Raw genomic sequence first — 12,822 nt, 5'->3', positions numbered from 1 at the left:
CATGCTCAGAGACGGAACCTTCTACGAATCCCGACCGGCCGAACCGGTCGCAGCATGACCCGATCTCGGTTGACGAAAGACATAGAGGCACCCCCCCCGGCGGTACGACGGCGGTACCACGACGGCAGCACACGCCCACCGCCGGGACCGAACCAATGGATCGACGCCCGGACGCGTGGACGACTCGGCGATGCGGTGCAATGCGACGCGACGCGCCTGTTCAGACCGACATGCCGCGCGGACGAAGCGGACGCGACGGCGAACAGTCGCCGTCCACACCCCGAACACCTTCCACGGCCCGCAGCGGGGTGTGCCCGTGCCACGGCACATGCGCCTCCGAATCCTCCCGAGGGCAGTCGGCCGATCGAGCGTCGGGCAGCGCGGCAAAGGCCCCCTCCCCGGCCTGCCCGCCCAGGTCCATCAGCCGCAACTGAAGCATCATGGCGAAGCGTTCCGCCGGATCCTGCAGGTCCATCCGACCCACCTCGGCCACCCGGCGGATCCGGTAGCGAAACGTGTTGGGATGCACGAACACGCTCGCCGCGGCCACCATCACGTCCCCGAAGGCGTCCAGCCACGCCCGGAGCATGTCCACGAGCTGGGCGTTGTGCTTGGCGTCGTACGCCGCCAGCCGGGCGAGTGGGCCGAAGAGTTCGTCGCGGTTGCCGATGGTGAAGTCGCGCATCTCCAACAGGAGCGCGTCGACGTACACATCGGCGATCGACGCGACACGCCGGGACGTCCGGCCACTGGTAAGCACCCGCAGCACCCGGTCGGCGTCGGCCCGGGAGTGGGCCAGGTCGACCGGTTCGCCGGCCACCGACCCGACCGCGATGACGGCGCCGGCCCGCTCCCCGGTGCGCCGGACGAAGTTCGCCGCCACCAACACGGCACGTTCGCGAGCGTGCGCCGGATCGCCCGCCACCGGGAACAGCGCGTACACCACCTCGCCCAGCAGGGCCACGGCGGAACGCGGCTGCACGGCGGTCAGATGCACGCCCAGCGCGCCGGCCAGCCGCTGCCGCTCGGCCGTGACGTGGGCATGGTCGGCGCCCCGGCCGGGAGCCAGACCCATGGCCATGACCAACATCGGCCCGCCGCCCGGGCCGAGCCGGCGGAGCGCTCTGATCGCCGCCACGCCGCCTTCCAGCGCGGTCGTGACCAGGTCGGCACGCAGCCGGTTCTCCGCATCGGCACCCGCACGGAAACGAAGCATGTGCAGGGCGACGAGCTTGGCCGACTCCAGAAACGCCTGCTCCCGCTCCGGGGTGAGGGGCTTGCGCAGTGCCGCCCAGACGGATCCGAGGAACTCGTCACCGGCGCGCACGGCGACCGCGACCCGCGGCAGTGCCACCTCGTCGCCGAACGTCGGCGCGGGCACGTACACCAGGGCGTCGCTGCGGTACAGGTCCCTGAAGACGCCGCGCTTCTCGTGCATGCGCAGGTAGCGCTCGGGCACCTGCCGGGCCAGGATGCTCTCCACCCGCGCCGAATCCGCCTCGTCCTGCCGACCGGAGAAGGCGAGGATCCTGGAGCGGTGGTCCTCGATGGTGATGGGGGCGTCCAACAGCGGCGCGATCGCGTTCGCCAGTGCGAACAAGTCCCCGGACGGGACCCCGCCCAGGGTGTGGGTCTGCGCCTCGTCGTTGTCTCCGTCGGACAGGAACGTGCGGAACATCGCCGCCAGTTCGGCCCAGGACACGCCTCGGGTCAAGGCCAGCAGGGCCACCCCGGTCTCGGCCGCGACCTGTGCCAACTCGGCCGCGGGCTCGATGGTCTCCCGCACCACCAGTGCCGCCGCGTGGTCGTCCGCGAGCCGGCGCAGCAGCTCGACGATCTCGTCGGCGCCGTGCACGCCGACGCCGAGCACGATGGCGTGCGGCGGATGCCGCTGTTCGTCGTGTGGATCGTGGATGCCGACGCCACCGATCTCCGCCGTCCCCTCGACATCGCCGTAGAGCAGGTCGAGGTGGGTGGAGCCGAAGTCCTCGAGCACCCGGCCAAGGCTCCTGGCGGGAGGTGTCGTCATGTGGCTGATCACCTCCGCAGGTTAAAAGCGTCAAGGTTGCGGCGGCTTTATCTCAGATTACGAGGATGTGCCCGCTGCTTTGTACGGCGGAACAACCGTGCCCGTGCCCGGCGAGGCACCGGGCGTGCACGAGACGTGACCGGTACGGGTTCCGGCACCGCGCCTCCTCGGCTTTTTGGCCAGTCGTACAAAGCATCCGGAGAATCTCTGGACGCGTACCGCATGTACCCGGACGAGCCAGGGACCACGCTGTCCGCATGCACAATCCAGCAAGCGAGCGGCCGTCGCCCGGAGCCGAGCTTCGGTGAGCGGCGTGGTCGTCCGGCACCCCGTGCGTGTCCATGCGGGCCGGATCCCCCGGTCCGGCTTGCTCGGGACTTCTCCCGCTCCTCGGCCCGGCGGCGCGGCGCCGAAGCGTTGAGGACTTCCGAGCACAGGGGTGTCCGCCCTTGCAGCCCATCCCGTGAAGACGCCGCCACAGCGGCAAGTACGTTCCGACCAGCGCCGGTTGAGAGGGATCCCTGTCAGATGACGGCACCATTGCACGAGCCGACCGCGAAAGCGCCCCCGAGCGCGGAAGCAGCCCCGAGCGCGGCCGGGGAATCGGCGGCAGTCGACGGCAACACCAAGTCGGTACAGGGCCGTTCGCTGGGGCGGATCGCCTGGGAGCGGCTCAAGCGGGACCGGTTGGCGCTGGCGGGCGGCGGCGTCATCCTCGCGCTCGTCGTGATCGCGCTGCTCGCGCCCGTGATCACGAACCTCGTCGGACAGGATCCGGACGCCTTCCACGAGGACACGATCGACGCGCTGTTCGGCACCCCCAAGGGGTCGCTGGGCGGCATCAGCGGCGACCATCTGCTGGGCGTCGAACCGGTCAACGGCCGGGACGTCTTCGCCCGGATCCTGTACGGCGCCCGGATCTCGCTGCTCGTCGGCTTCCTGTCCGCCCTGGTGGCGGTCGTCCTGGGGACGATCCTCGGCATTCTGGCGGGCTTCTTCGGCGGCTGGGTGGACGCCGCGATCAGTCGCGTGATGGACGGTCTGCTCGCGTTCCCGCAACTGCTGTTCATCATCGCGCTGGTCTCGGTGATGCCGAACGACCTGCTGGGCATGACCGGTTCGAGCGTCCGCGTGTTCGTGATGATCCTGGTCATCGGCTTCTTCGGCTGGCCCTACATCGGGCGCGTGGTGCGCGGCCAGACGCTTTCGCTGCGCGAACGCGAGTACGTCGAGGCCGCCCGCTCGCTGGGCGCCGGGCGGTTCCACATCCTGTTCAAGGAACTGCTGCCGAATCTCGTCGCCCCGATCGTCGTCTACACCACGATGATGATTCCCACGAACATCCTGACCGAGGCCGCGCTCAGCTTCCTGGGCGTGGGCGTCAAGCCGCCCACCGCCTCGTGGGGCCAGATGCTCTCGAACGCGATCGACTATTACGACTCGGATCCGATGTACATGATCGTTCCGGGCCTGGCCATCTTCATCACCGTCCTTGCCTTCAACCTGTTCGGCGACGGCGTGCGCGACGCGCTCGACCCCAAGGGCTCTCGCTGAACTGCCTTACCAATCAAGGCACTTCACCCGAGAAATCTCATCGAATCCGGAGGATCCGAGATCGTGACTACCCAACGCGCCTCTGCGCGGCGCAAGCAGGCACTGGCCGCCGCGGCCGTGGTCGCAGGGCTGCTGACCACGGCGGCGTGCGGCGGCGGCAGCGACTCCACGAGCGAGGCCGGCTACGACGCGGCCAACAACAAGGTCGTGAACGCCGCTGCCACCAAGGGCGGCACCCTGAAGTTCGCCGGCGCCCAGGACGGCGACTCGTGGGACACCACGCGCAGCTACTACGGCTTCGCCTGGAACTTCATGCGGTACTACAGCCGCCAGTTGGTCACCTACAAGACCGAGCCGGGTAGGGCGGGCGCCGGACTGCAACCCGACCTCGCCACCGACCTGGGCAAGGTCACGGACGGCGGCAGGACCTACACGTTCACCCTGCGCGCCGGGAGCACCTGGGAGGACGGCAGACCGATCACCGCCAAGGACGTCAAGTACGGCATCGAGCGCCAGTGGGCGCAGGACGTACTGTCCGGCGGTCCCGTCTACCTCAAGGACATCCTCGACCCCGACGGCGCGTACCCGGGCCCCTACCAGGACGAATCCGCCGACAAGCTGGGCCTGAAGGCGATCGAGACACCCGACGACACGACGATCGTCTTCCGTCTGCCGCAGCCCAACAGCGACTTCCCACAGATGCTCGCGATGCCGTCCGCCTCACCGGTACGCCAGGACAAGGACACCAAGTCCAAGTACGGCCTGCATCCGTTTTCCAGTGGCCCGTACAAGTTCGAGTCGTACGAGCCGGGCAAGAGCCTGGAACTGGTCCGCAACACCCAGTGGAAGGAAGCCTCGGACCCGGTCCGCAAGGCCTACCCGGACACCGTCGCCGTCACCTTCTTCTCCAACGCCAACGACCTGGACCAGCGACTGATCGCCGGCGACTACGACCTGGACCTCAGCCAGACCGGGCTGTCGCCGCAGGGCCGCCAGACCGCCCTGAAGCAGCACAAGGGCAACCTGGACAATCCCGTCTCCGGCTACGTCCGTTACGCGGCCTTCCCGCAGAACGTGAAGCCGTTCGACAACGAGCACTGTCGCAAGGCGGTCATCCACGGGGCCGACCACGTGTCCCTGCAGACCGCGCGCGGTGGCCCGGTGGCCGGCGGTGACATCGGAACCAACATGCTGCCCGGGTCGATCCCGGGCAACGAGGGCCAGAAGTACGACCCGTACGCCATCGCCGGCGCCGACAAGAGCGGAAACATCGCCAAGGCGAAGGAGGAGCTGGCCGCCTGCGGCAAGCCGAACGGCTTCGACACCACCATCGCCGTCCGCAACAACAAGCCGGTCGAGGTGGCCACCGCCCAGTCCCTGCAGGCGTCGTTGAAGAAGATCGGCATCAACGCGCAGATCGACCAGTACGACGGCGCACAGACCTCGGGCATCGTCGGCAGCCCCGCCAACGTGGAGAAGAAGGGCTACGGCATCGTCATCGACGGCTGGGCCGCGGACTTCCCCTCCGTCCAGGGCTTCGGTCGGCCGCTGTGGGACGGCAAGTACGTCCTGGAGAGCGCCAACAACAACTACGCCCTGATCAAGGACCCGGCGATCGACGAACTGTTCGACGCCTACGCCAAGGAACTCGACGAGGGCACCAAGGCCCGGATGGCCACGCAGATCAACCACAAGGTGATGGAGGGCGGCTACTACCTGCCCTTCACCTACGAGAAGTACCTGAACTGGCGCTCCGGTCGGCTGACGAACGTCTACATGACCGACGCCTACAACGGCTACGACTTCGTCAACCTCGGCCTCAAGCCCTCGAAGTAACTCCGGCACACCCGCCCAACGGCACGAAAGGCAGGTGAAGGCCGGCGCGGCGTGATCACGGGCCGCCGGGAAGCCCCGGCACCCGTGATCCGCGGCAGGCCGAAAGCTGTGCTCGCATACCTTATCAGGCGGCTGTTCGCCGCCGCAGTGATGCTGGTGGTCATCATCATGGTGGTCTTCGGCATCTTCTACCTCGTCCCCAAATGGGCGGGCGTCGACATCGCCGCGAGCTTCGTGGGCAAGCAGGCCGACCCCGCCGCCGTCGAGGCGGTACGGGAGAAACTCGGCCTGAGCGACCCCGTCCACCTCCAGGCGTGGGGATTCTTCAAGGGCATCTTCACCGGCCGCACCTACGCGACCGGCGGCGACGTCGTGCACTGCTCCGCGCCGTGCTTCGGCTACTCGTTCAAGAGCGAACAGGCCGTCTGGCCGGTGCTGACCGACCGCTTCCCGGTGACCCTGGGGCTCGCGCTCGGTGCCGCCGTGTTGTGGCTGGTCTTCGGTGTCGCGGCCGGTGTGCTCTCCGCACTCAAGCGCGGCAGCCTCTGGGACCGCAGCGCGATGGTCGTCGCCCTCGCGGGTGTGTCCCTGCCCATCTACTTCACCGGCATGCTCTCCCTGGCGACCTTCGCGTTCGGGCTGAAATGGTTCGACGCGCAATACGTGCCGTTCGGCCGGAGCCCGGGCGGCTGGTTCGGCGGCATGATCCTGCCGTGGATCACCCTCGCCTTCCTCTATGCGGCGATGTACGCGCGGATCACCCGCGCCACGATGATGGAGGTCCTGGGCGAGGACTACATCCGCACCGCGCGGGCCAAGGGCCTGCGGGAACAGACCGTGATCGGCAAGCACGCCATGCGCTCCACCATGACGCCGATCCTCACCATGCTGGGCATGGACCTCGGCGCCCTGATCGGCGGCGCGATCCTCACCGAGTCGACGTTCAACCTGCCCGGCCTCGGCCAGGCCGTGCTGAACGCCATCAGGAACCAGGACCTGCCCATCATCCTGGGCGTCGTGCTGATCACCTCCCTGTCGGTGTTGCTGGCCAACCTCGCGGTGGACGTCCTGTACGCCGTGATCGACCCCCGAGTGAGGCTCACATGACCGAATTCGGCATTCGCGTGAGCGAACTCGGCGACAGCGCGACCGCAGCGGACGAACCCGCCGACGCCTCGCCCGCATCGCCCGCCTTCCTGGAAGTACGGGACCTGAGGGTGCACTTCCCGACCGACGACGGCCTGGTCAAGTCCGTCGACGGGCTCAGCTTCGAGTTGGAGCGGGGCAGGACCCTCGGCATCGTCGGCGAGTCGGGCTCCGGCAAGTCGGTGACCTCGCTCGGCATCATGGGCCTGCACACCGCCGGGCAGTACGGCAGGCGCAAGGCGCGGATCTCCGGCGAGATCCGACTCGACGGCATCGACCTGTTGTCGGCCGACCCCGACCACGTGCGCAGGCTGCGGGGCCGCGAGATGGCGATGATCTTCCAGGATCCGCTGTCCGCGCTGCACCCGTACTACACGATCGGCCAACAGATCGTCGAGGCGTACCGGATCCACCACGACGTGGACAAGAAGGCCGCCCGCAGGCGTGCGGTCGAGATGCTCGACCGGGTGGGCATCCCGCAACCGGACAAACGCATGGACAACTACCCGCACGAGTTCTCCGGCGGCATGCGCCAGCGCGCGATGATCGCGATGTCCCTGGTGAACAACCCCGAACTGCTCATCGCGGACGAGCCGACCACCGCCCTCGACGTCACCGTCCAGGCGCAGATCCTCGATCTCATCCGGGATCTGCAGCGGGAATTCGGCTCTGCGGTCATCGTGATCACCCACGACCTGGGCGTCGTCGCCGAACTCGCCGACGACATCCTGGTGATGTATGGCGGCCGGTGCGTCGAACGGGGCCCGGCCGAGCAGGTGTTCCACCAACCCCGACACCCCTACACCTGGGGTCTGCTCGGCTCGATGCCGCGCCTGGATCGCGAGCAGCAGGACCGGCTCGTCCCGGTCGAGGGCTCTCCGCCCTCGCTGATCAACCTGCCGTCCGGCTGCGCGTTCAACCCGCGTTGCCCGTACGCGGACGTACCGAAGGACGACGTCACCCGCACGATCCGCCCCGAGCCGACCGAGGTCGGCGACGGGCACTGGGCCGCCTGCCACCTGACGCGGGAGCAGCGGGAGCGGATCTGGACCGAAGAGATTGCGCCGAGGCTGTGAGCGAGAACGCAAAGGACGACGCGGTGAGCATCCCTACCGATGACGACGGCGGGCGGGCCGGCGCCGGCGGCTCGTCCGAGACCGGCGGCGCGGCCCGTCTCGCCGAGGACGCCGCGCCCGGCGAGGTGCTGCTGAAGGTGACCGGGCTGCGGAAGCACTTCCCGATCCGGAGCGGCCTTTTCCAACGCCGGGTCGGCGCGGTGCGCGCCGTCGACGGCATCGACTTCGAGGTGCGCTCGGGCGAGACCCTCGGTGTCGTGGGCGAATCGGGCTGCGGCAAGTCGACGATGGGCCGGCTGATCACCCGGCTGCTCGAACCGACCGCGGGGACGGTCGAGTTCGAGGGCAAGGAGATCACCCATCTCGGTGTGCGCGGCATGCGCCCACTGCGCCGCGACATGCAGATGATCTTCCAGGACCCGTACTCGTCGCTGAACCCGCGCCACACCACCGGCACGATCATCGGCGCCCCCTTCCGGCTCCAGGGCGTCGAACCCGAGGGCGGCATCAAGAAGGAGGTACAGCGGCTGCTGTCGGTGGTCGGCCTCAGCCCCGAGCACTACAACCGCTACCCGAACGAGTTCTCCGGCGGCCAGCGGCAGCGCATCGGCATCGCCCGCGCGCTCGCGCTCCGGCCGAAGCTGGTGGTGGCGGACGAGCCGGTGTCCGCGCTGGACGTGTCGATCCAGGCCCAGGTCGTCAATTTGATGGACGACCTGCAACAGGAACTGGGCCTGACCTACGTGATCATCGCGCACGACCTGTCCGTCGTCCGGCACGTCTCGGACCGGATCGCGGTGATGTACCTCGGCAAGATCGTCGAACTCGCCGACCGGGACCTGCTCTACAAGGCGCCGATGCACCCGTACACCAAGGCGCTGATGTCGGCCGTCCCGATCCCGGACCCGCGGCGCAGAAAGGCCGGGAGCGAGCGTCTCCTGCTCGATGGCGACGTGCCCTCGCCGATCGCCCCGCCCGACGGATGCCGCTTTCACACCCGGTGTTGGAAGGCGACGCGGATCTGTACGACGACCGAGCCCGCGCTCGACGAGCTGAAGCCCGGTCAGCGGGTGGCCTGCCACCATCCGGAGAACTTCGCCGACCAGGCCCCGCAGGACAACGTGCTGCTGTCGGTCGCGAAGCGGACATGACGGCCTGGACCGGCGACCGACCGATACCCGTGCTCTCGGTATCGGCCGGCCGCCGGTCCAGGGGTTCGATGACTACGGTCAGCGGAGGTCGCGCATGAGTGTGCTCATGATGGCGTCCACCTTGTCCGAGTCGAAGGTTTCCGAGCCGACCAACAGGGTCACCGCGCGTCGACCGTCGTCGGTGACCGCGTTGCGGAACTTGTGGCCGCTGGCCACGCTGCCGCTGTGTCCCCACAGGACCAGGCCCGGGGTGGGCTCGTGGCGTTCGACTCCCAAGCCGTAGCGCTCACCCGGGAAGTCGTCCGGAACGGTCTTCTTCAGTTCGGCGAGTTGGGCCGGAGCCAGCAGTTTCCCGCTCATCAGGGCGGTCCAGAAGGCGGTGGTGTCCGCGCCGGTGGAGATCAGCGCGCCCGACGCGTCGGCCTCCGAAATGTTCCATTCCGTCTTGTCCACCAAAGTGGATCCCCGCTGCGCGTAGCCGCGCAGGTCCGGCTTGGGGATCGTGGTGCGATCGCCGGGCCATTCGGTCTCGCACAGTCCGAGGGGCTCGATGATCCGCTCCTCGATCTCGGTGCCGATGTCGCGGCCCGTGACCTCGGCGACGATCAGGCCGACGAGGTTGTAGTTGGTGTTGGAGTAGGAGAAGCCCTCGGCCGTCCGGTCGGGCCTGGGCAGACCGAGCGCCTGCCGGACCGTCTGCAAGGGCTCGATGTGATCCCAGCGGTGCTCGTCCTCGTCCTCCCAGAACGGCGCGTCCAGGTAGTCGGGCAGGCCACTGGTGTGCTGCAGCAACTGCCGGATCGTGATCTTGCGCCCGTCGTAGAGCTTGGTGCGGACGAGACCGGGCAGATAATCGTCCACGGTGTCGTCGAGGCCGATCCTGCCCTCGCCGACGAGCTGAAGCACCACCGTGGCCGTCCAGGTCTTGGTGTCGCTGCCGATGCGGCTGTGCTCGTTGCCGACGACCTTGCGGCCCGTTCTGATGTCGGCGAGGCCGACACCGCCGTTCCGGACGCCGCAGCGCGGGCTCTTGACCGTCACGCTGATGCCCGTGGCGCCGACACTTTGCAGTGACTTCATCGCCGCCTGGATGGGCTTGGTGTCGCACTGCGGTGCCGCGCCCGCCTGCCCGGGCACCGTCACCAGCGAGGCCGCGCAGGCCAGGGCCACGACAACACTCGTCCTGTATCGCACAATGTCTCCTTCTGCAGTACCGATCCTGAGCGTCCGCACAAGGGGCGACGGAGGTGGCCGCGAATGGTTGCGCTCCACGAGGCCGTGGGAGGTACGGTCACCGGGGGTGCCCGCCGCACGCTTGCCGGATTGTGCATGCGGACAGCGTGGCGGTCCGGATCTACCGGGGGCATGCGGCACCCGTCCAGAGATTCCCCGAATGCTTTGTGTGTCCGGCTAAAGAGGTGAGCATGCTCGGTACCGGGGTTCCCGATCTCGGACAGGTCCTGGAAGTGTTGGGCTCGTCGTTGCTGCGGCCGTTGACCGTGCTGCCGGACCGGCTGGTGCCGGTCTCGGGCGTACTCATCTTCGAGCGGCGAGCCCCGCTACCGCTTCCCCCCGTCGGCGACGCGATCCTGCTCGCCGTCGGAGTGGGCATGTTCGAAGCTCAGGCGATGAATCTGGTCGCTTCGGCGGCCGAGGCCGGGTACGCCTGTCTGGTGGTGAAGAGTTTCGGCGAGCCGGTCACCCAACTGGTGGAAGCCGCCCGGCAGTCCGGCATCGTACTGCTGGCCGCCGACGCGGCCGTGGCCTGGCACCACTTGGACGCGATGATCTCCTCGGCCCTGACCCCGACGGTGCGTTTCGGACAGTCGGCGGGTGCCCCGGCGGTCGGCGACCTGTTCGCGTTGGCCAACGCGATCGCCGGGATGGTGGGCGGAGCCACCGTGATCGAGGATCCGCACCGGCGCATCCTCGCGTACTCGACGCTGCCCGGCCAGGCCGTCGACGAGGGCCGCCGCCAGGGCATCCTCGGCCTCCAGGTGCCGGACGGCCCCGACTACGACGAGCAATACCGGGTGCTCACCCGGGTCGGGCGCACCTGCCGGTTCTCCGCCGTTCCCGGGGGGCTGCCTCGGCTCGGTGTCGCGGTCCGGGTGGGCAGCGAGGTGTTGGGGTCGGTCTGGGTCGTCAACGCCGGGGAACACCTGGACTCCGTTGCCGAACAGGCGCTTTCCGACGTGGCGGACAACGTCGCGCTGCACCTGCTCGCGGCCCGCACCACCGAATCCGCCGTCCGGCGCAGGTACGCCGACCTGTTGCGGCGGCTGCTCGCCGACCCGAGCAGTGCCGCCGCGGTCGCCCCACAACTGGGCCTGGACCCCAACCTGCCCGTCGCGGTGGCCGCGTTCGCCGTCGCCTCGGTCGACGCCGAGGACGTGCTCACGGCGCACGCGGCCACCCGGCTCGCCGACCTGGTGAGCCTGCACTGCGAGGCGCGCTACGGCAGGCACGGCTGCGCGTTGATCGACGGAACGGTCTACGCGCTGCTGCCCAGCGAGCCCTCGCCGAACGCGCACCGCGAACTCGTCGCCTACATCGCGCGGCGGGCCCACAGCGCGCTCCGGGTGCCCGTCCGGGCCGGACTCGGCTCGCTGGTCCCGGAACTGCGCTCGATCGTGGGCTCACGCGCCGACGCGGATCTGGTCCTGCGTGCGCTCTCCGAGCGGCCGGCCGGCCCGGAGCCGTGCCAGGTGGCCACGATCGACGAGATGTGGGCCGGCGCGACGCTGTCCGCGCTGGCCGGGATGCTGGCCACGCACGAGGTGCTCCCCCGCCGGCTCGGACCGGCGATCCGTGCGCACGATCTCGAACACGGCACCACGTACGCGTCCACCATCCTCGCCTACCTGGACGCCAACGGCGATGTGGCCGCCGCCTCCCAGCGGTTGTCCGTGCACCCGAACACGATCCGGTACCGACTTTCCCGCGCCGGGGAGATCTTCGGGTTCGATCTCGCCGAGCCGGACGAACGTCTGGTCCTGTGGCTGCGGTTGCGGCTCGGCGATCAACTCGGCGACCGGCTCGGCTGGTAGGCCCAGGCGGCGCGGCCGCGGCCGCTCGACAAGTGACGACCCCTCAGTGCGTCAGGTGTTCGACCGGGTGGCAATAGTCCAGTCCCGTGAGGGGGCGGCCGGAGAAATAGCGCAGCCCCAGGTCCACGAGTTCGGTGGGGCGCTCCAGGTGCACCAGGTGGTCGGCGCCCTTGATGGTGGTGAAGTGCGCGTTCGCGTACCGCGCCGCGGCCTCCCGGCTGAGCCGGGGCGTGGTGAGCGGGTCGTGCTCGCCGGTCGTGATCAGGACGGGTGTCGTCACGGTGGCCCCGCCCGGGTCGGGATCGTGGCGCAGCAGGCGGTGGGTGTTGTCCAGGTACCTGGCGACGTCGCCGTCGGAGAGGGCGTTCAGCAGCCGGCTCAAACAGCGCGCGACGGTTGCCTGTCGCGCCACCGCGGCGTTCGGATCCGAGCACAGGAGCGACTCCAGCACGCTGTCGACGAACTCTCCGCGCCGGCCCTGCTCGGCGAGATCGGCGGTGCGCCGAAACGCCGCCCGAACGTGCTCGGTCATCCCCGACATCGTGCCGATGAGCAGTATCCGGTCGACCCGCTCGGGGTTGAGCTGGACCCAACGGTGCGCGACGGCGCTGCCGTACGACGCGCCGACCACGTTGACCCGACCGGCGGCGACCGTGCCCAGGAGGTGGTCGAACGCCCCGGTGAGGAAGTCGAACCCGTAGTCGGCGGGCAGCCGATCGGCATCGCCGGCGCCGGGCAGGTCCATCGTGATGACGGTGGCCGCCGGCCTCAGTCCCTGCTCGATCCGCCCCCAGGCGGTCCGCTGTTGGAAGGCGCCGCCGAGCAGGACCACGGGCGCGATCCGGGGGTTCGGTTGGTGCACGATCCGCGCCTTGTACGCGAACCCCCGGTAGCCGAGCCGGACGAGTTCCTCCCGGCCGGCGGTGCGCGATCCCATGGTCCCGGCTCCCTCGTGGCTGAGCAGATACCACGAAGCTAAC

General features: G+C 69.1%; 8 protein-coding genes and 1 pseudogene. 6 read left to right on the top strand and 3 right to left on the bottom strand.

Annotation, left to right across the window (positions count from 1 at the left end; genetic code table 11):
• Window positions 1–220 precede the first annotated feature (220 nt).
• Window positions 221–2,029, bottom strand: coding sequence for a helix-turn-helix domain-containing protein (locus ABZ374_RS06740; RefSeq protein ID WP_360307164.1), 1,809 nt, complete (start codon window positions 2,027–2,029; stop codon window positions 221–223).
• 528 nt (window positions 2,030–2,557) lie between these two features.
• Between ABZ374_RS06740 and ABZ374_RS06735 the strand changes: the two genes are divergently transcribed.
• From ABZ374_RS06735 to ABZ374_RS06715, 5 genes and pseudogenes are all read left to right on the top strand, one after another.
• Window positions 2,558–3,583, top strand: a complete 1,026-nt coding sequence (locus ABZ374_RS06735; protein WP_360307161.1) for an ABC transporter permease — start codon at window positions 2,558–2,560, stop codon at window positions 3,581–3,583.
• Between the two features lie 63 nt (window positions 3,584–3,646).
• On the top strand, window positions 3,647–5,419 hold the full coding sequence (locus ABZ374_RS06730; RefSeq protein WP_360307158.1) for an ABC transporter substrate-binding protein: 1,773 nt from the start codon (window positions 3,647–3,649) through the stop codon (window positions 5,417–5,419).
• Between the two features lie 108 nt (window positions 5,420–5,527).
• Window positions 5,528–6,526 carry an ABC transporter permease gene (locus ABZ374_RS06725; protein ID WP_360307155.1) on the top strand — a complete coding sequence of 333 codons (999 nt, stop codon included), beginning with the start codon at window positions 5,528–5,530 and terminating at the stop codon, window positions 6,524–6,526.
• Window positions 6,523–7,641 (top strand): ABC transporter ATP-binding protein, encoded by a 1,119-nt coding sequence (locus tag ABZ374_RS06720; protein ID WP_360307152.1) that lies wholly within the window; start codon window positions 6,523–6,525, stop codon window positions 7,639–7,641. Before ABZ374_RS06725 ends, ABZ374_RS06720 begins: the two co-directional genes overlap by 4 nt.
• A gap of 23 nt (window positions 7,642–7,664) precedes the next feature.
• Window positions 7,665–8,783, top strand: a pseudogene (locus ABZ374_RS06715) (dipeptide ABC transporter ATP-binding protein); the annotation flags it as partial.
• Between the two features lie 87 nt (window positions 8,784–8,870).
• Here the strand turns inward: ABZ374_RS06715 and ABZ374_RS06710 are convergent.
• Entirely contained in the window at window positions 8,871–9,986 is a 1,116-nt protein-coding gene (locus ABZ374_RS06710; RefSeq protein WP_360307149.1) for a serine hydrolase domain-containing protein, read from the bottom strand.
• Between the two features lie 230 nt (window positions 9,987–10,216).
• Here ABZ374_RS06710 and ABZ374_RS06705 point away from each other — a divergent pair, with 230 nt between their 5' ends.
• Complete coding sequence (locus ABZ374_RS06705; RefSeq protein ID WP_360307147.1) at window positions 10,217–11,842, top strand: helix-turn-helix domain-containing protein; 1,626 nt, start codon at window positions 10,217–10,219, stop codon at window positions 11,840–11,842.
• 43 nt (window positions 11,843–11,885) lie between these two features.
• Here the strand turns inward: ABZ374_RS06705 and ABZ374_RS06700 are convergent, their stop codons facing one another.
• On the bottom strand, window positions 11,886–12,779 hold the full coding sequence (locus ABZ374_RS06700; RefSeq protein WP_360307144.1) for an alpha/beta hydrolase: 894 nt from the start codon (window positions 12,777–12,779) through the stop codon (window positions 11,886–11,888).
• Window positions 12,780–12,822: the final 43 nt, after the last annotated feature.

This window comes from Embleya sp. NPDC005971 (assembly GCF_040629175.1).
In the GTDB taxonomy this organism is placed as follows: domain Bacteria; phylum Actinomycetota; class Actinomycetes; order Streptomycetales; family Streptomycetaceae; genus Embleya.
This window is presented reverse-complemented; position numbering and strand designations above follow the sequence as displayed.